Source organism: Kitasatospora hibisci, from assembly GCF_043950205.1.
Taxonomy (GTDB): domain Bacteria; phylum Actinomycetota; class Actinomycetes; order Streptomycetales; family Streptomycetaceae; genus Kitasatospora; species Kitasatospora hibisci.
Genome location: NZ_CP171642.1, coordinates 6806821 through 6825695 on the forward strand (window position 1 = coordinate 6806821; position 18875 = coordinate 6825695).

An 18875-nucleotide genomic window follows, 5' to 3' on the forward strand; every position below is an offset into this window, starting at 1 on the left:
CGCCCGGACCACCGCGGGCGCACCGGCCGCAGGCCGGGCCCCGGCACCGCCGTGCCCTCGACACTCCGCAACCCGCAGTTCCGTACCACCGAGAGAAGTGTGCTTTCCCGTGCCAAGACGGCAAGACGGCGATCCGCCCGTGACCGAGACACCCGAGACCCCCGCCGGGGCTGAACAGCGCTCCGGCATCGCGGCCCTGGCCGCCCGGCTGCGCGACCGGGACGAGTGGAAGTTCTTCGCCGTCCTGCCCCGCGCCCACCGGGGCCTGGCCGTCGCCTGGTGGGCGCTGATCCTGGTGCGCGGTGCCCTGCCCGCCCTGTTCGCCGTCGCCACCGGCCTGCTGGTGGACGCGATCGGCGACGGCGCCTCCCTGACCGGCCCGCTCTGCGCCGCCGGCGCGGTGTTCGTCCTGCTCCGCATGCTGGTGCCGCTGCACTCGCAGGTCGGCGTCGCCCTCGGCGAGCGCCTCTCCTGCCTGCTGCACGACCTGCTGGTCGAGACGACCACGGCGCCCGCCGGCATCGCCCACCTGGAGTCGCGCGAGCTGGCCGACGAGCTGGCCGGCGCCCGTGACTTCGACCAGGGCACGGTCGGCCCGCCGATGGCCATCTCGGTCGGACTGATCGCCGGTGGCCTGGTCGAGGCGGCCGTCGGTGCCGGCCAGGTGATCGTGCTCGCCGCCTACACCTGGTGGGCGCCCCTGCTGGTCGGCGGCGCCTGGCTGGCCACCCACTGGCTGCTGAAGGAGAGCAGCTTCTGGGACCGCAACACCGGCGAGGTGCTGGACGCCCAGCGGCGCTCCGACTACACCTACAAGCTGGCCGTCGACGCCCCGGCTGCCAAGGAGCTGCGGATCTTCGGGCTCGGCGACTGGACGGTGGCGCAGTTCGCCGCCGCCCGCCGCCGTCTGGTGGAGCTGCGCTGGCAGACCACCAGGCTGCAGCAGCGGCCGCTGCGCTGGACGATCCTCGTCCTGGTCGCGGCCAACGGCGTCACCCTCTGGTCGCTGGCCCGGGACGCCGCCTCCGGCGCCGTCGGGACCGGCGAGGTCGTGGTCTTCGCGCAGGCCGCGGTCGGCGCCAGTGCGATCGCCTTCGGCGGTCTGAACTGGGCCCTGCCGCCCGCCGCCGGTTCGGTCGCCGCGGTCCTCGGCCTGCGCGAGAGCATGGCCGAGGCCGGCCGGCTCGGCGGCACCGGCGAGCTCCCGGCCGGCGAGGCCCCGCGGGACGGGATCCGCTTCCGCGAGGTGGGCTTCTCCTACTCGAACGACGACCGGCCGGTGCTCGACGGCCTCGACCTCACCATCGAGGCCGGGACGTCGCTGGCCGTCGTCGGCCTCAACGGTGCCGGGAAGACCACCCTGGTCAAGCTGCTCTGCGGACTGTACGAACCCACCAGCGGCACGATCGAGGTGGACGGCACCGCGCTCGGCGACCTCGACCTGGCCTCCTGGCGCCGCCGGCTCACCGCCGTCTTCCAGGACTTCAACCGCTACGAGCTGCCGCTGCGGGACAACGTCGCACCGCTCGGCGCCCCCGACGAGGTCATCGAGGCCGCGCTGGCCGACGCCGGAGCAGCGGACCTCGCCGACCTCGACACCGTCCTGGCCCCCGGCTACGACGGCGGCCGCGACCTCTCCGGAGGCCAGTGGCAGCGGGTCGCCGTGGCCCGCGCGCTCTGCGCGGTGCGTCAGGGCGCCGGGGTCGTCGTCCTGGACGAGCCCACCGCCCAGCTGGACGTCCGGGGCGAGGCCGAGATCTTCGACCGGATCCTCACCGCCACCAAGGGGTGCACCACCGTCCTCATCTCCCACCGGTTCTCCACCGTCCAGCACGCCGACCGGATCTGCGTCGTCGCCGACGGACGGGTCGCCGAGCTGGGCACCCACGACGAGCTGATGGCGGCGAACGGCCGGTACCGGCAGATGTTCGACCTGCAGGCGTCCCGATTCGAGGAGGAAGCCGATGGCATCGCCGGCTGACAAGACCAAGCCCGCCGACCCGCTGCCCTCGTCCGTCCGGGCGCTGGCGCGCTCGCTGCGGCTCGGCTACCAGGCCAGCCCGCTGCTGATCGTGGTGGCCTTCGGGACCACGGTCGCCGCGGCCGCCCCCGACGCGTTGTTCGCGGTCGGCCTGGCCGCACTGCTGCACGGGGTGCTCGTCCAGGACGGCGGACGCATCCTCGCCGCCGCGCTCTTCCTCGGTGCCCTCGCCACCGGCAGCTGGCTGCTCGGCATCGTCAGCGACCGGGCCAACCGCCGCTTCGCCGACCGGGCCGCCGTCTACGTCGAGTCGCACGTCGCCCGGCTGCAGTCGGCGGTGACCACCCTGGAGCACCACGAGCGGCCCGAGCACGCCGACCGCATCTCCGTGCTGCGCAACCACGCCGGCGCGCTGAGCTACCTCTACCAGGAGCTCTTCGGCACCGTCGGCGTCCTCGTCCGACTGGCCATCACCCTGTTGCTGCTGATGTCGGTCGACCCGTTGCTCGGCCTGCTCGGCGTGCTGGCCGTCCCCGGCGTGCTGGTGTCCGGCTGGCGCTCCGGCGTCGACAAGAAAGCCGAGGAGGCAGGAGCCCAGCACGAGCGCCGCGCCCGCCACCTGTTCACCCTCGCCACCTCGGCGGGCGCGGGCAAGGAGATCCGGGTCGCCGGCGTCCAGCGCTGGCTGCGCGACGCCCGGCACGACGTCTGGGACCGCCGCTACCGGCCGCTGGCCCGCTCCCGCTGGATCACCGCGCTCTGGCAGGCCGCCTCCCACGCGCTGTTCGGCGCCGCCTTCGTCCTGGCCGTCGCGCACGTCGCCAACGGCTCCGGCTCGGCGGCCGCCGACAGCCTGCTGCTGCTCACCGCGGGCAGCCGACTGGCCCAGTACGTCGGACAGACCGTCACCCAGGCCCAGTTCTACCGGACCATCTGGCTCGACGTGTCGCGCCGGCTGACCTGGCTGGAGGACCTCGCCGCCGCCGACCGGGCCTCGGCCGACCTGCCGCTGCCCGCCCGCCTCACCGGAGGCATCCGGCTGGAGCGCGTCGGCTTCCGCTACCCCGGCTCCGAAGAGGCCGTCCTGGAGGACGTCACCCTCGACCTGCCCGCCGGCAAGGTGGTGGCGGTGGTCGGGGAGAACGGCGCCGGAAAGACGACCCTGGTCAAGCTGCTCTGCCGGTTCTACGCCCCGACCTCGGGGACGATCACCGTGGACGGCACCGACCTCGCCCGGATCTCCCCGGCCGGCTGGCGCGAGCGGATCAGCGGCGCGTTCCAGGACTTCTTCAAGTTCGAGTACCAGGTCCGGCAGTCGGTCGGCCTCGGTGACCTCCCGCGGCTCGACGACCCCGCCGCCGCCCGGGCGGGCATCGCCCGCGCGGGGGCCGAGGAGCTCGTCGACGGGCTCCCCGACGGTCTGGACACCCAGCTCGGGCCGACCTGGGAGAAGGGCGTCGACCTGTCCCACGGCCAGTGGCAGAAGGTCGCCCTGGCCCGCGGCTTCGTGCGCGAGGACCCGCTGCTGCTGGTGCTGGACGAGCCGACCTCCGCGCTCGACGCCGAGGTGGAGCACGCGCTGTTCGAGCGCTACGCCGAGGCCGCCCGGACCGCTGCCGGTGACGGCTCCGGCCGGATCACCGTCCTGGTCTCGCACCGCTTCTCGACCGTGCGCATGGCGGACGTCATCGTCGTCCTGGACGGCTCCCGGGTCGCCGAGTACGGCTCGCACGCCGAACTGATGGCGCGCGGCGGCCAGTACAGCGAGCTGTACGGCATCCAGGCGGCCTCCTACCAGGCGGGCGCGCGCGCCGTCCCCGCCGAGGCGCACTGATGGCCGGGCCCGCCCGCACCGCCCGGCCGGCGGTCGACGAGCACACCCTGCGCGAGCCGAGCTGGTCAGGTGGTGCACTTCCACCACCTGACCGCCCGCAGTTCCCTCGGCCTGTCGCCACGTGCCGCGTAGAGTCCGGCTCGGGTCGATCGAGGGGCCGGTTTTCGCCATCACGTGGAAGCGGCCCCCGGTTCGTTCACGGGGGTGACTATCGGGGGTTCGACGGGATTCGCACAGGGCGGTCCCGTGTTTTGCGCGGGATTCCCGCGCTGCGGAGCGGCGTGACATTCCGTGCGCATTCCACCGGCATTCCGGTGCCGGGAATCGCGCAGTCCCGTACGGGGCGGGCGGGGCGGCGGCAGCCTCCCGGCGCGCCGCGGCCGGTTCCGGGCCCGGCCGTGCAAGTGGCCCGCCACCGGCGACCGGTGACGGGCCGACACGTTCCGCTGCCCGTCGTCCGGGCTGCTCTCTGCTCGCTCGGGTCGTATCGGCCGCTCAAGTCGTGCTTCCGGCAGGCCGAACGGTCGTCGGGGCCGCTCTGGCGCGGGCGGCCGGGAACGTCAGCGACGGGCCAGCCGCGCGCGCGAGCGCTGCACCGGGATGCCCGGCGCCGTCGCCACCCGCACCGGGCGGTGCGCCACCGCGTGCGAGAACGGCTGGGTGCGCCAGTCGAGTTCGGACGGGAGCGCCAACAGGGCCTCCAGGCCCGTGGGTTCGGCGTCCTCCGCGGTCTCCACCTCGGCCAGGTCGTCCGTCGGCGCACCCGAACCAGGGCAGAGCGCGGGGGAGAAGGGGTGCCAGGCGGTCGGCAGCACCGCGTGCTGCGGCAGCCGCTCCTCGTCGCCCACGAGGGCGATCGGGCGCCGGCACGCGGGGCAGTGCACCCGGATGATCTCCCAGGTGTCCCCCTCGCCCGGGTCCATCCCCGGCGCGGGGTCGGACGGGACCGCGAGGTCCTCGCGGTCGGTCATATCGTGGGTGTCGTCTGCGCTCAACGAACGCTGGTCAGTGGCACGCATGGTGATCCCCCTCGGATCGGGCCCGGCGTGGTCGCCCGGGGCCACAACCAGCACTTCCCTGCGACGCGGACTCATAACCCTGCAGGCTGTCGCACCGTGATGCACCGGGTGTGTCCTTCGCCACATTCGCCGGGCATGTGCCGCCCGGCACCCCGTACGACCGCGCGTGCCACCGCACGCTCCCGCCCTGGCGCCGCACGCGCCGTCGACCGGGTAGGTTTGCGCCTTGTGGAGGATCTCGACCAACGCATCGTCCGGCTGCTCCTCCAGGACGGCCGGATGAGCTACACGGACCTGGGCAAGGCCACCGGCCTGTCCACCTCGGCGGTGCACCAGCGAGTGCGCCGCCTGGAGCAGCGCGGCGTCATCCGCGGCTACACCGCGATCGTCGACCCGGACTCCGTCGACCTGGCGCTCACCGCTTTCATCTCGGTGAAACCGTTCGACCCCAGCGCCCCCGACGACACCCCCGAGCGCCTCGCCGGGCTGCCGGAGATCGAGGCCTGCCACAGCGTCGCCGGCGACGAGAACTACATCCTCAAGGTCCGCGTCGGCGCCCCCGGCGACCTGGAGGACCTGCTCGCCCGCATCCGCAGCGCGGCCGGGGTCTCCACCCGTACCACCGTCGTCCTCTCCACCCCGTACGAGGCGCGGCCCCCGAAGCTCTGAGCACGTCCGACGAGGTGCAGACTTGGGGCCATGACCGAACGCACCTCCCGGACCGTCCTGCTGCGCGGCGGCGCCGTCTACAGCCCCGCCGACCCCTTCGCCACGGCGATGCTCGTCGAGGGCGAGCACGTCGCCTGGGTCGGCAGCGACGGCGCCGCCGAGGCGTACGCCGATCTCGCGGACGAGATCGTCGAACTGGACGGAGCCCTGGTCACCCCCGCCTTCGTCGACGCCCACGTGCACGCCACGTCCACCGGACTGGCGCTCACCGGCCTCGACCTGACCGGCAGCCCCTCGCTGGCCGCCGCCCTGGCCGCCGTCACCGCCTTCGTCGCGGCGCAGGAGGAGACCGGCGGCGTGCTGATCGGCCACGGCTGGGACGAGACCGGCTGGCCCGAGGGCCGCCCGCCCACCCTCGCGGAGCTGGACGCGGCCGCGAGGGGTGCCGCCGTCTACCTCTCCCGCACCGACGTGCACTCCGCGCTCGCCACCAGCGCGCTGCGCACCCTCACCGAGGGCCTCGCCGACCGTCCCGGCCACAGCGCCGACGGCCCGCTCACCCGCGACGCCCACCACGCAGTCCGGCGGACCGCGCTCGCCCACCTCACTCCCGAGCAGCGCCGGCGCGCCCAGCGCGCCACCCTGGCCCGCGCCGCCGAGCTCGGCATCGGCGCGCTGCACGAGTGCGCCGGCCCGGAGATCTCCTCCGAGCAGGACCTGGCCGCCCTGCTGGAGCTCGCCGCGGCCGGCGACGGGCCCGAGGTCTTCGGCTACTGGGGCGAGTCGGGCGGCGTCGAGACCGCCCGCCGGCTCGGCGCGGTGGGCGCCGGCGGCGACCTCTTCGTCGACGGTGCGCTCGGCTCGCACACCGCCTGCCTGCACACCCCCTACGCCGACGCCGATCACACCGGCGCCGTCTACCTGACCGCGGGGCAGGTCGCCGATCACGTCGCCGCCTGCACCGAGGCCGGCCTGCAGGCCGGGTTCCACGCGATCGGCGACGCCGCGATCACCGCCGTCCTGGACGGCGTGCGGGCCGCGGGGGAGCGGGTCGGTGCCGGCCGGGTCAAGGCGCTGCGCCACCGGGTCGAGCACGCCGAGGCGCTGGACGAGAAGTCCGTCGCCGCCTTCGCCGAGCTCGGCCTGACCGCCTCGGTCCAGCCCGCCTTCGACGCCGCCTGGGGCGGGCCGGACGGCATGTACGCCCAGCGGCTCGGGACCGAGCGGGCGGCGGCGCTCAACCCCTTCGCCGCGCTGCTGCGGGCCGGCGTCCCGCTCGCCTTCGGCTCGGACGCCCCGGTCACCCCGCTCGACCCGTGGGGCACCGTCCGCGCGGCCGCATTCCACCGGACGCCGGAGCACCGGATCTCGGTCCGCGCCGCGTTCACCGCCCACACCCGCGGCGGCTGGCGCGCCATCGGCCGGGACCAGGACGGCGTCCTCGTCCCCGGCGCGATCGCCAGCTACGCGATCTGGGCCGCCGACGAGCTGGTCGTCCAGGCCCCCGACTCCCGGGTGGCCGGCTGGTCCACCGACCCCCGCTCCGGCACCCCGGGTCTGCCCGACCTGACCCCCGGCCGTCCGCTGCCGGCCTGCCTGCGCACCGTCGTCCGCGGCCGGACGGTCCACCGGGCGGCCTGGTAGCGGCTGCCGTAGGGGAGATCAGGGGGGACAGGACCGGGTGCGGGGCCGGGCGCTCCGGGAGGCCCGGTGCAGCCCCCGCCGCCGACGGGCCCGTCCGCTCGACCGGCGTCCGTCCGTCCGGCCCGGACGGACGGGCCGGGGCCGAGCACCCTGACCTCACGGCCGGATGTCATTCCGGGGTACCTTCTTCGGACAGCGTCCGAACAGTCGGCCCCGCACTCGCGGCGCCGCGCCGAGAGAAATGGTGCGCCGTGGCACTGCCCTTCCAGGCCGAGCGGTCGGAACCCCGGCCGGTCGCGGTTCCGGCCCCGTCCGGCCGTGCCGCCCGCGCCGTCGCCAAGGTCCGGGCCGGGCTGCCGCGCACCGGGCTGGCCGTCCTGGCCGGCCTGCTGCTGGCGCTCGCCTTCCCGCCGTTCGACCTCTGGCCGCTGTCTCTGGTCGGCGTCGCCGCGCTCTCGCTGCTCACCCTGGGCCGCACGGCCCGGCAGGGCGCCTGGACCGGCTTCGCCTTCGGCCTGCCGTTCTTCCTGCTGCTGCTCAGCTGGCTGCGGGTGGTCGGCTGGGACGCCACCATCGGCCTCTCGGTCGTGGAGGCGCTCTTCCTGGCGGCCCTCGGCGCCGGCCTGGCGCTCACCTCCCGGCTGCCCGGGTGGCCGCTCTGGGCGGCCTGCCTCTGGGTCACCCAGGAGTGGGCGCGCGACCGGCTACCACTGGGCGGATTCCCCTGGGGCCGACTGGCCTTCGCCAACACCGCCACGCCGTTCACCCCGCTCGCCGCACTCGGCGGCGCGCCGCTGGTGACCTTCGCCGTCGCCCTCGCCGGCACCCTGCTGGGCTGGGCCGCACTGCGGCTGCGCGGCCCGCGCCGGGCGCCGAAGGCCGCCGCGCTGGCCGCCCTCGGCGCGGTCGCCACCCTGCTCGCCGGCTACGTCGTCCCGGTTCCGACCGCCGCGGCCGACACCGTCAAGGTCGCGGTGATCCAGGGCAACGTGCCCAACCCCGGCATGGACTTCCTCGGCCGCCCGATGATGGTCCTCAACAACCACGCCGCCGCGACCGAGAAGCTCGCCGCCGACATCAAGGCGGGCCGGGTCGAGAAGCCGGACATCGTGATCTGGCCGGAGAACTCCTCCGACCTCGACCCGTTCAGCGACCCGCAGGCCTACCGGCGCATCGACGACGCGGTGAAGGCGATCGGCGTGCCCACCCTGGTCGGCACCCTGGTGGACGGTCCGGACGAGCAGCACGTCCAGAACGAGGGCATCGTCTGGGACCCGAAGACCGGCCCCGGTGCCTCCTACACCAAGCAGCACCCGGTGCCGTTCGGCGAGTACGTGCCGTTCCGCGACCAGCTGATGAAGGTGATCACCCGCCTCCAGCGCGTCGCCCGGGACTTCTACCCCGGTGACCACAACGGCGTCATGCAGCTCGGACCGGCCAGGATCGGCGACGTGATCTGCTTCGAGGTGGCGTACGACGAGATCGTCCGCGACACCGTCGACCAGGGTGCCCGAGTGCTGGTCGTCCAGACCAACAACGCCACCTACGCCAAGACCGGCCAGCCCGAGCAGCAGCTGGCGATGTCCCGGCTGCGCGCGGTGGAGCACGGCCGGGCCGTGCTGATCGCCGCCACCAGCGGCATCAGCGCCGTGATCGCGCCCGACGGCACCGTGCAGCAGCGCACCGAGGAGCTGACCGCGGCCGAGCTCTCCGCGACCGTCCCGCTGCGCGACGGCACCACGGTGGCCGACGAGGTCGGCGCCGTACCGGAGTGGACGCTGGCCGTCGGCGGCCTGCTGGCCTGCGGCGCCGCCGTGCTGGGCCGTCGCCGGCGCTCGGGCGCCCCCGGAACACCGGCCGACCGGGGATCGTTGGACCAGGTGGTGCCGTAGCCGGCCCGGACCTCCCGGGCGGCGCGCAGAGCACCTCTTGGAGTGAGTTCGAACCGTGACCCAGCAAGCTACCCCCGCCCGTCCGGCCCAGCGCGGAAAGCTCCGGCGGGTGCTGCCACTGCTGATCACCGTCTGGCTGGTCCTGGAGATCTGGCTGCTGGTCCAGGTGGGCTCGTGGCTGGGCGGCCTGACCGTGGTGCTGCTCCTGCTCGCCGGCGCACTGATCGGCGGCTCGCTGATCAAGCGGGCCGGCGCGAAGGCGTGGGCCGCGGCGGTCGCCCAGAGCCGGGACCCCAAGTCGCAGCAGCCGCAGACCGGCACCAGCATGACCGTGCTGGCCGGCCTGCTGCTGATCGTGCCGGGCTTCCTCTCCGACGTCCTGGCACTGACCCTGCTCCTCCCACCGACCCGGGTGCTCTGGCGGGCCGCCGGGCGGCGCTTCGTCGACAAGGCGCTGCGGAGCACCTCGGCCGCCGGCACCGACCCGTTGGCGGACGCGATGCGGCTGCAGGAGCAGCTGCGCATCCACCGTCCGGACGGCAAGGTGATCCAGGGCGAGGTGGTCGAGCCGGGCGCCGGTCCGGGTGCCCCGCAGGGTCCGGACACCACCTACCGCCCGCCGCTGGCCGGCTGAGCCCCGGGCTGCCCCGCCCCGACCGTCCCCCGCCCCCGGCGCCCCTGTCCGCACGCGTCCCGCGGCGCCCGCCCGGTCCCCACGGCCGGGCGGGCGCCGCCGTTCCCCCGACGCTTCGCCCCGGCACGCCGACCGCCGATGCTTCGCCCGGCGCGCCGACCGCCGTTCCTCGGCCGGATCCGACCGGCTCCGGACAACGCGAAAGGGACCCTGGTGGCCAGGGTCCCTTTTCGGGTGCTCCCGCCGGGTGGCGGGGGCGGGTCAGGCGCTCTTGCGGGTGTCGCGCGGGTGCACCGCGAGGTTCATCCCACCGGAACGGAGCACGGCCAGGCGCTCGGCCAGAACCTCCTCCAGCTCCTCGCGCGTCCGGCGCTCCATCAGCATGTCCCAATGGGTGCGCGTGGGCTTGGTCTTCTTCTCCTCCGGCTCGTCACCGTCGAGAAGCACCGCTTCCTGCCCGCAGAAGCGGCATTCCCAGGCCGAGGGGATCTCCGCCTCGACCGAGAAGGGAACCTCGAATCGGTGTCCGTTCTGACATGCATACTCGACGGTCTGGCGGGGAGCCAGATCGATACCACGGTCGGTCTCGTAGCTAGTGGCCCCGAGTCGCGTGCCGCGGAGAGCTCGCTCGCTCATGAATCGTGCCTCCCGGGCTTATGGCCCACAGGACTAGTGGTCGCTGTTCTTCGTCGTTCGGTCAACGCTCGGCTTCCGACGAAGATTCCCGTCCCGGGACATGCGTCGTCTGTCGTGCCGCCCCTGTTTGTACCCATCGGCGCCCGATTTGTCACATCTGGCCGGTGATATCACCCCAGGTGTCACCTATTTCACATCCGGTGATCCGTCGATGGTCTCCTCACGAGCCTACCGGGGCGGGTTCCGGCGGCGGGCGCCGCCCCGGTCCCGGGCGTGGCTCAGGCGAGCGGACGGAACCGCAGGGCGGGGTGCTCCTTGCCCAGGTCGACACCCGGGCCCGCCTCCGCCGACGGCTCCACCGGGGGGATCGGGACCCCCGGCACCACCGCGGGCGGGACGACCGGACGCGGCGGCACCTCGGCCGGTGCCGCCGCCTCGGTCCGGGTGTCCCGGTGCGGCAGCAGCGCGATCACCGCGTCGCGCAGCGGGGCCGGCGCCTCCTCGTCCAGCGGGTCGACGGTGGCCGGCACCTGGAGCCGGACCGGTGCGCTGTTGCCGATCCGGGCGTAGCCCCGTCCGGCGGGGGCGTGCGCGGCGGGCACGATGTCCAGCGGTGCGCCCAGCGCGGCGTGCCCCTCCTCCGGGCCGGTCGGGCCGAGCAGTACCCGGGCCCGGGTGGTGGCCCGGACGGTCGGGGTGATCCGGTCGCGGGCCTCGACGTCGTCGGCGATCACCACGGTGACCCGGGCGGCGCGGCCGTGCCGCAGCGGCAGCTCCAGGAGGTCCTGCGGGTCGGGCCGGCCCTCGGCGTGGGCCAGCTCGCTCAGCTCGGTGGGGTGGTCGAGCAGCAGCCAGAGCGGCCGGGTGACGTCCTCGGGCGGCGCGATCCCGGCGTGTCGGGAGGCGTTCAGTGCGGTCAGCCGGCGTTCGGTCTCCTGGGCGGCCCACTCCAGTGCGGCCAGCGCGCCGTGCAGGCTGGTCTCCACGGTGTGCACGCCGGGCCGGTTCACCAGGCAGGCGTGCTCGCCGGTGCCGGCGCCGTCGATCACCACCAGGTCGGCGAAGGGGAGTGCCTGCAGCGCGATGGAGCGGATCAGGCTGGAGGTGCCGTAGCCGGCCGTGCCGAGGGCCAGCAGGTGCGGTTCGGCCGAGCGCGGGCCGGTGCGCCAGACCACCGGCGGCTGCTGGGTGACCGCCCCGCCCTGGCCGACGGGGATGGTGCGGGCGCTGCCGTCCTCGTCGGTGAAGCCGAGCACGATCTCGCCGGGTGCGGCGACGAAGCGCTGCACCGCGATGTCGGTGGGCAGCGGGGCGAGGGCGGCGATCCGCAGCTTGTTGGACTCCTCGTCCCAGTCGAAGCGGTACTCCCGGGCCCGCCCCGCCTTGCCCTGGACGACCTGCTCGATCCGGGCCCGGGCGGCGGGCTCGGTGTCGGTGAAGTACGCCGGGTAGGCCAGCTCCAGCCGGGAGAGCCGGCCCTCGCCGTCGAACTCCCAGGAGCGGAAGACGTCCTTGTAGCCGCCCTCGTGGCGGTAGAGCGGGTTGAGGTCCTCGGGCCCGGTCAGGTACGGCGTGAGGGCCGCGTAGAGGGCGGTGAGCTTGATGTCCGCGACGTCCGGCTCGGGCGGCGCGGGCGCCGCCTTGGGCGCCCGGCCGACCCAGGCGGCGCTCGCCATGAGGGCGATCAGCGCGAACAGCAGTCCGTGTGGCAGCAGGTAGATGCCCAGGCCCATCGCGGCGACGAGGAAGATCGTCGGCCCGCGCCGCTCCTTCGGGGTGGCCTCCCAGCGGGCCTTGGCCCAGGCGGAGTGGTGGCGCAGGCCGCGTCCGATGACGGTGAGCGGCGCGAACATGTCGGAGGCGTGGTCGCCGGCCGTGCGGGCGAGTTCGCGGCCCTTGCTGAGGTGGAGGTTGAGCGGCATTCCTTGACTCCCCGGGCGAGTGGGACGGTCGGGTTTCGGGGGACGGCCTTCAGCGGTCCTGCGGTCCTGCGGTCCTGCGGTCCTGCGGTCCTGCGGTCCTGCGGTACGACGGGGCCCGGGGCGGTGGGATCCGCGCCCGGGCCCGTACGGGGGGTGGCGGCGCTAGAACTTGATGCCGCCGAGCAGGCTGGCCAGGCTGGCACCGCCCGCGGTGATGCTGGGGGCGATGGAGGAGCCGGCCACGTAGAAGCCGAAGAGGGCGCAGACGATCGCGTGGGAGACCTTTAGTCCGTCCCGACGGAAGAAGAGAAAGGCGATGGTGCCGAACAGGACGATGCCGGAAATCGAGAGGATCACGTTCTGCTCCTCGGTGAGGGGGACAGGGGCGGTGTCACGGAAAGTGCCATAATCGTGACAAAAAGTAATAGATGATGGAACGGTGCAAATGGGTGGTTTCTCTCGGGCAATACCGGCCCGGGCGCCGGGCGGAGGTATGCGAACCGCCCCGGTCGGGGTGGTCCTGCGCTTCCTTGCGGCGCGGCGAGGCATTCCCGCGGGGCGGGTGGGAAGCGTCCGGGGGGCACCGGAAGTTCGCTCGAATGGCTGTCCGGCCCTTTCGCCCGCGTGCCGTGCCGGGGAAAGGCGCACCCGCCGTACGCCCGCCGTACGCCCGCCGCACATCCGCGATCCGGACGAGTGCTGGATCATCGCCGGTCCGGCCGTTACGGTGCGGACAGACCGCAGCACGGCGCAGAGACCGCACGCGCAAGAGAGGCCAGCCATGACCGACACCGCCAGCCAGCAGCCCGCCGACGCCCCGGACGCCGAGGTGATCGCGCTCGCCGGCAAGCTGTTCGACGCCGCCCGGGCCGGTGGCGCCGAGACCCTCAAGGCCTACGTCGACGCCGGCGCACCCGCCGACCTCACCAACGACCGCGGCGACACCCTGCTGATGCTCGCCGCCTACCACGGCCACACGGCCGCGGTCACCGCCCTGCTGGACCGCGGCGCCGATCCGGACCGGGCCAACGACCGCGGGCAGACGCCGCTCGCCGGCGCCGTCTTCAAGGGGGCCGACGACGTGCTCGACGCCCTGCTGGCCGCCGGCGCCGACCCGCGGGCCGGCACCCCGTCCGCCGTCGACACCGCCCGGATGTTCGGCAAGGAGGGGCTGATCGCCCGGTTCGAGGCCCGCTGACCGGAGGCCGTAGGCTCTTGACCATGGAGAGCACCCCGGCCGTGGAAACCGGCACCACCGACACCACCGTCCTGCGCGACGCCAAGGGTGACGCCATCGAGATCCGCGTCACCGGCTACGGCCACCCCGACGCGCAGAGCCTCTCGGCGGAGGTTCAGGAGGAGTACGTCCGGCGCTACGGCGACGGGGACCTCACCGTGCTGCACCCGGACGACTTCGAGCCGCCGGCCGGGCTGTTCCTGATCGCCTACCTCGGGGGCCGGCCGGTCGCCTGCGGCGGCTGGCGCGCCAAGCGGGCCGATGCGCACGGCCTGCGGGACGGCGACGCCGAGCTGAAGCGGATGTTCGTGGTGCCCTCCGCCCGGGGTCGCGGCCTCGCCCGGGCGGTGCTGAGCCGGCTGGAGGAGACCGCGGCCGCCGCCGGGCGGACCAGGATCGTCCTGGAGACCGGCACCGAGCAGCCCGAGGCGGTCGCGCTCTACACCTCCGAGGGGTACGGGCCGATCCGGAAGTTCGGCATCTACCGCGAGCACCCGCAGAGCATCTGCCTGGGCAAGGAGTTCGGCGGCGGGTCCGCCGTCTGACCCGGCGCCCGCTGGGTAGGCTCCCCGGCGGACCGACGGCCGAGCGGGCGGGGGCAGGGCATGGACGAGCAGGCGCGACCCGACGCCTCCGCCCGACCGGGCCCGGTGCCCGGTCCGGAGCGGGAGCCCCGGCCGGTGTCGCCGCCCCTGCCGCCGCCGCCTCGGCCCGTTCCCCTGCCTGTTCTCGCGGCGCCCGACGGGCCGCTGGAGCGGCTGGTCGCGCACGGGGCGCGCACCGTCGGCACCGGGGCGGTCTGGGCCGTCGGCGACGCCGGCGGGACCCTCGGCCGCGGGTGCACCGGGGTCCTCGGCCAAGGCTCGTGCGCCCGGCAGGCGATGGGCCCCGACACCCTCTTCGACCTGGCCAGCCTCACCAAGATCGTCGCACTCTGGTCGTGCGCCGGAGCCCTCCGGCAGGCCGGCCGGCTCCCGCTCGACCGTCCCCTCGGCAGCTACTGGCCGGCCGCTGCCGGCCACCCGGCCGGCGAAGTGACGGTCCGTCAACTTCTTACTCACACTGCAGGCATGCCGCTGCGCACCAACTTCGAGGCGCTCTACGGCCGGGACCGCGCCGTCGTGCTGGCCGGCGTCCTCGCCGCGCCGCTGTACCGGCGGCCCGGGACGGCCGTCGAGTACACCGACCGGGCCGCCGTCCTGCTCGGCCACCTGGTCGAGTCGCTGGCCGGAGCGCCGCTCGACGAACTCGCCGGCCGGCAGGTCTGGCGGCCGCTCGGCATGGCCGACACCCGCTTCGGTCCGCTCGGCCCGGCCGACACCGCCCGCACCGCGCCCACCGAGTACGACCGGGCGGCCGGTTCCCACCTGCGCGGCGTCGTCCACGACCCGTCCGCCCGGCTGCTCGGCGGCGTCTCCGGCAACGCGGGCGCGTTCTCCACCGCCCGGGACCTCGAACGGTTCCTCACCGCCCTGCTGGACCCGCCGGGTGCACTGGACTGGGTCGGTCCGTGGACGGCCGAGTCGCTGCGCGAGCAGACCGGTGGCCTGGCCCCGGCCCGCGGACTCTCCTGGCTCTGCGCCCCCGGCACCGATCCCGCCGAGGGCACCTTCGTCCACTACGGCTTCACCGGCACCGGGATCTGGCTCTCCCTGCGGCTCGGCCGCTGGGCGCTGCTGCTCACCAACAAGGTCCACTACGGCCGCGAGCTGCAGCCGCTCACCGACCTGCGCAACGCCTTCCGCCGGGCGGTGTTCGGCTGACCCGGCGGAGGCACGGTACGGGCGGAGGCGGAGGGGCGGGTGGGAGCCGCAGGGGACTCAGAGCAGGGTGCTCCAGTAGTACCAGGACTGGACGCGGACCGCGCTGACCTGCGCAAATGTGCCTGTATGCGGGCAAGTAGCGGAAAATCGGACAAGCCTCTGACCTGGACTGTCCCGGGGCGACCCGCTCGAATGTGCCCTCAAATGTGCCCCTGTGCTGCGCCGCGTACGTCCAGCTTGAGGGGACGGCGGCCTCCGCGCGACGAACGCTACTGCCAGTCCGGACGCGGCCGTCAGTCGGGCCGGGGCTGGTGAAGAGGGCCGGCCGAGTAGTAGGCGCTAAGGGCTGTCCCGCTATTCGAAGCGCCGCCAATTGCATCCGATGCGAACTCGCGACGGTTCGCGAATCGTTGCGAGCAACGGCACCCACCAGTGTGCTGACCATGGAAGTTGGCCCAGCCTGCTGGTGGCGACGGTAGCGACGGACGTGATGATGACGCCAGCCGGTGTCACTCGTCCGGCTGACCTACCTGCGGTTTGTCCGCCGACTCGCATCAGATGCGGTTTTCTCGCATACGACGCGAGTGACGGAGGGTGGTGGACCGATGGGGTTCAACGGGTCGATCCCAGGTGCGGCGCGGCTGCACCTGGTGGACGGAGTCGCGCTGCTGCGGCCGGAGGAACAGGTCTTCACCGCGATGCTGACCGGGTTCGCCAACCAGCAGCTCGCGCGGAACCTGGCCCGGACGACGGTGGAAGGCCGGGAGAACACGGTCAAGGCATTCGCCGCCTACGTGAACACCTACCCATGGCACTGGACGCCGGCGATGGTCGACGAGTGGCTCGGCGACCTGCGCTCGCTACGGGACCTGCGCCGTTCCACGATCCGGTCCTACTCGGAGGCGGTTCGGGCGTTCTGCCACTTCGTCACCGACCCGCTCTACGACTGGGCGGCCACGTGCGAGGAGCGGTTCGGCACCCACCCGGTCCAGGTCGTGCACGAGTGGAACACCGCGGTGCACGTCCAGGACAACGAGGCCGACGCGAAGAAGCGGGCGTTCACCAAGGCCGAGCTGCACGCGTTCTTCGAGCACTGCGACGACGAGGTCGCCCGGATCCGGGCCTTCGGCCGCAAGGGCTGGCTGCCGGCGTTCCGCGACGCCACCCTGTTCAAGACCGCCTACGCCTACGGGCTGAGGCGCAACGAGACGCGGATGCTCGACGCCGCCGACTTCGGCCGCAACCCGCACGGTGCCGAGTACGGCGAGTTCGGCCGCTGCCAGGTCCGGTTCGGCAAGGCCAAGAAGGGCTCCCCGCCCAAGCGCCGCGGCGTGCTGACTGTGTTCGGCTGGACCCCCGACGTCCTGGACGAGTGGTTCACCGAGGTCCGCCCGCTTCTGGGCACCGACGGCAACCCGGCGGCCTGGCCCTCCGAACGCGGACTGCGGATCGGCTGCCAGCGCATCAACTCCCGCTTCATCGCCTACCGCAAGGCCCTGGGCCTGGACGACGGGCTGGACTACCACTCCTTCCGAAGGTCCTACGTCACCCACCTCATCGAGGACGGCTGGGATCCCCGCTTCGTCCAGGAACAGGTCGGCCACGAGCACGCCAGCACCACGTCCATCTACACCTGCGTCTCCTCGGACTTCCGCACCCGCACCCTGCGCCGGCACCTGGACACCACCGTCGCCGCCGCCCTCCAGGCCCAGAACGGGAGGCAGGCATGAAGCGCAAGGTCGGCTACACCTGGCGGCTGCGTGAGCTGATGGCCCAGCACCGCATCTTCACCGCGACCGAACTGGTCCCCCTGCTGCGCGAACGCGGCATCGACCTGTCCGCCTCCCAGGTCCACCGCCTGGTCTCCGGAACACCGGAGAGGCTGTCGCTGCAGGTCCTGTCCGCACTCTGCGACATCCTCTCCTGCACCCCGGCCGACCTGGTGACCACCACCGCCGAGAACGCCGGCGTCCGCAAGACCGCCACCGGCGACCTGCCCACCCCGCCCTCCAACGTCGCGAAGCTCCGGCCCCGCGCGGCCCGCATCCTGCCCGACGCATGAGCCGCCCCTACGCCACCGACGAGCAGTACGAACGCTGGTTCATGGCCGAGTGCTGCCGCTGCGGCCAGCGCAGACACAAGGCCGGCACCTGGCCGGACGGATACGTCTGCCGAACCTGCTCGGACCGCGCGGTGCGAACACGAGGCACCTGCCCGGGATGCGGCCAGGACCGGGCCCTCCCCGGACTCCACCCCGTCGACGGCTCCGCGATCTGCACGACCTGCGCCGGCTTCTCCCAGACCTTCGACTGCTCGCGCTGCCACTTCGAGGGCAAACTCCTGGGCGGCCGACTCTGCGAGCGTTGCACGCTCACCGACCGGCTGACCGCCCTCCTGGACGACGGCACGGGCCACGTCCGCCAGACACTCACGCCCTTGCTCGACATGCTGGTGGCGATGGACGAGCCCAGAAGCGGCCTGGCCTGGCTGGCGATGCGCCGCGACCATCCCGGAAACGCCTCCCAGATGCTGCGACGACTCGGACTCGGACAACTACCCCTGACCCACGACGCCTTCCACGAACTCCAGCCCTGGCGGGCAGCAGCTCACCTGGAAGAACTCCTGATGGCCAGCGGCGTCCTGCCCGCCGTCGACAAGTACATCTGCTCCTTCCAGCGATGGCTTCCCGGCCACCTGGCGGACATCACCGATCCCGAGCACGTCAAGACGATCAAGCTCTTCGCAACCTGGCACGTCCTTCCCCACCTGCGGGAACGAGCCGACCGGAGCCACATCACACCGAGCATCCGCCGCTTCGCAGCCGACCAGATCAAGCACGCGACCACCTTCCTGCAGTGGCTCAGCACCCGGGACAGCGCCCTCTCGTCCTGCGGCCAACTCGACATCGACGCCTGGTTCGCGGACAACACCGAACACAGCCGCACCTGCCTGAGGCCCTTCCTCAACTGGGCCAGGAAGAGCCGCCGTTGCCCATGCTCCCTGTCCATCCCCACCATGAAGATCTCCAGACGACCCGCACTGAGCGAGGACGAGCGCCTGGCCGCACTCGGCCGACTGCTGACCGACACAGACACACCGATGCGCCTCCGTGTCGCCGGCGTCATCGTCCTCCTCTACGCGCAACCCCTGACCCGGATCGTCCAGCTCACGGTCGACGACGTGCTCCACGACGGAGAGACCACGCTTCTGCGACTCGGGGAGCCCGCCTCTCCCGTCCCCCCACCAGTCGCAGCCCTGCTGTTGGCATACATCGCAGACCGCGACAACATGAACACCGCCACCAACCAGGCATCCCGCTGGCTCTTCCCCGGCCGCCGGGCCGGCCGACCGGCCCGTCCCGACCACATGTCCTCACGACTGCGCGAGATCGGCATCCCGGTCGCAGCCGCCCGCGGCGCCGCCATCCGACAACAACTCCTCGAACTTCCCGCCCCCGTCGTCGCTGACGCCCTCGGCTACCACGACAAGACCACCAGCCGCCTCCTCAGAGAGACCGGAGGGACCTGGAGCCGATACGCCGCAGGCAATCACAACCGGTCACCAGCGGGTTGGCTCCCTCGGGGAGCTGGCGAAAGCTGAACACGAGAGCCCCCAGTACCGACATCAAGTGCGACCTGGAGCTG

The 18875-nt window shown here is 73.5% G+C and carries 16 protein-coding genes; 12 read left to right on the forward strand and 4 right to left on the reverse strand.

All coding sequences use genetic code 11. The annotated features are described in order from the left end of the window. Positions 1-139: 139 nt before the first annotated feature. Positions 140-1981, forward strand: coding sequence for an ABC transporter ATP-binding protein (locus ACF9IK_RS29695; RefSeq protein WP_395297144.1), 1842 nt, complete (start codon positions 140-142; stop codon positions 1979-1981). After that, a complete protein-coding gene (locus ACF9IK_RS29700; RefSeq protein ID WP_395297145.1) occupies positions 1965-3815 on the forward strand; it encodes an ABC transporter ATP-binding protein in 1851 nt (616 codons plus the stop codon). Before ACF9IK_RS29695 ends, ACF9IK_RS29700 begins: the two co-directional genes overlap by 17 nt. Positions 3816-4375: 560 nt before the next feature. Here ACF9IK_RS29700 and ACF9IK_RS29705 read toward each other — a convergent pair. Beyond that, positions 4376-4834: a hypothetical protein gene (locus tag ACF9IK_RS29705; RefSeq protein WP_395297146.1), complete on the reverse strand. Its 459-nt coding sequence runs from the start codon at positions 4832-4834 to the stop codon at positions 4376-4378. Between the two features lie 228 nt (positions 4835-5062). On the opposite strand from ACF9IK_RS29705, the gene ACF9IK_RS29710 reads away from it, so the two are divergent. The 4 genes from ACF9IK_RS29710 to fxsA all read left to right on the forward strand — a co-directional run bounded on the left by ACF9IK_RS29710 (position 5063) and on the right by fxsA (position 9673). After that, entirely contained in the window at positions 5063-5503 is a 441-nt protein-coding gene (locus tag ACF9IK_RS29710; RefSeq protein ID WP_395297147.1) for an Lrp/AsnC family transcriptional regulator, read from the forward strand. 30 nt (positions 5504-5533) lie between these two features. After that, positions 5534-7147, forward strand: coding sequence for an amidohydrolase (locus ACF9IK_RS29715; RefSeq protein WP_395297148.1), 1614 nt, complete (start codon positions 5534-5536; stop codon positions 7145-7147). Between the two features lie 251 nt (positions 7148-7398). Then, positions 7399-9039 carry an apolipoprotein N-acyltransferase gene (lnt, locus tag ACF9IK_RS29720; protein WP_395297149.1) on the forward strand — a complete coding sequence of 547 codons (1641 nt, stop codon included), beginning with the start codon at positions 7399-7401 and terminating at the stop codon, positions 9037-9039. Positions 9040-9094: 55 nt separating this feature from the next. Next, the gene (gene fxsA / locus ACF9IK_RS29725; RefSeq protein WP_395297150.1) at positions 9095-9673 is read left to right on the forward strand and encodes an FxsA family membrane protein; all 579 of its coding nucleotides are present in this window, start codon (positions 9095-9097) and stop codon (positions 9671-9673) included. 261 nt (positions 9674-9934) lie between these two features. Here fxsA and ACF9IK_RS29730 read toward each other — a convergent pair whose 3' ends face one another. The 3 genes from ACF9IK_RS29730 to ACF9IK_RS29740 form a co-directional block, all read right to left on the reverse strand. Next, positions 9935-10309: an RNA polymerase-binding protein RbpA gene (locus ACF9IK_RS29730; RefSeq protein WP_030396357.1), complete on the reverse strand. Its 375-nt coding sequence runs from the start codon at positions 10307-10309 to the stop codon at positions 9935-9937. A 278-nt stretch (positions 10310-10587) separates the two neighbouring features. Next, a complete protein-coding gene (locus tag ACF9IK_RS29735) occupies positions 10588-12231 on the reverse strand; it encodes a hypothetical protein (protein WP_395297151.1) in 1644 nt (547 codons plus the stop codon). A 162-nt stretch (positions 12232-12393) separates the two neighbouring features. Then, complete coding sequence (locus tag ACF9IK_RS29740; RefSeq protein WP_238861855.1) at positions 12394-12588, reverse strand: hypothetical protein; 195 nt, start codon at positions 12586-12588, stop codon at positions 12394-12396. 424 nt (positions 12589-13012) lie between these two features. Here ACF9IK_RS29740 and ACF9IK_RS29745 point away from each other — a divergent pair, with 424 nt between their 5' ends. The 6 genes from ACF9IK_RS29745 (at position 13013) to ACF9IK_RS29770 (ending at position 18831) form a co-directional block, all read left to right on the forward strand. Next, a complete protein-coding gene (locus ACF9IK_RS29745; RefSeq protein ID WP_395297152.1) occupies positions 13013-13429 on the forward strand; it encodes an ankyrin repeat domain-containing protein in 417 nt (138 codons plus the stop codon). Between the two features lie 95 nt (positions 13430-13524). Beyond that, a complete protein-coding gene (locus ACF9IK_RS29750; RefSeq protein WP_395298720.1) occupies positions 13525-14013 on the forward strand; it encodes a GNAT family N-acetyltransferase in 489 nt (162 codons plus the stop codon). A 60-nt stretch (positions 14014-14073) separates the two neighbouring features. Beyond that, complete coding sequence (locus ACF9IK_RS29755; RefSeq protein WP_395297153.1) at positions 14074-15231, forward strand: serine hydrolase domain-containing protein; 1158 nt, start codon at positions 14074-14076, stop codon at positions 15229-15231. 605 nt (positions 15232-15836) lie between these two features. Beyond that, on the forward strand, positions 15837-16961 hold the full coding sequence (locus tag ACF9IK_RS29760) for a tyrosine-type recombinase/integrase (RefSeq protein ID WP_395297154.1): 1125 nt from the start codon (positions 15837-15839) through the stop codon (positions 16959-16961). Next, the gene (locus ACF9IK_RS29765) at positions 16958-17293 is read left to right on the forward strand and encodes a helix-turn-helix domain-containing protein (protein WP_395297155.1); all 336 of its coding nucleotides are present in this window, start codon (positions 16958-16960) and stop codon (positions 17291-17293) included. Before ACF9IK_RS29760 ends, ACF9IK_RS29765 begins: the two co-directional genes overlap by 4 nt. Beyond that, complete coding sequence (locus ACF9IK_RS29770) at positions 17290-18831, forward strand: hypothetical protein (protein WP_395297156.1); 1542 nt, start codon at positions 17290-17292, stop codon at positions 18829-18831. The genes ACF9IK_RS29765 and ACF9IK_RS29770 overlap by 4 nt, the downstream gene beginning before the upstream one ends. Positions 18832-18875 lie beyond the last annotated feature (44 nt).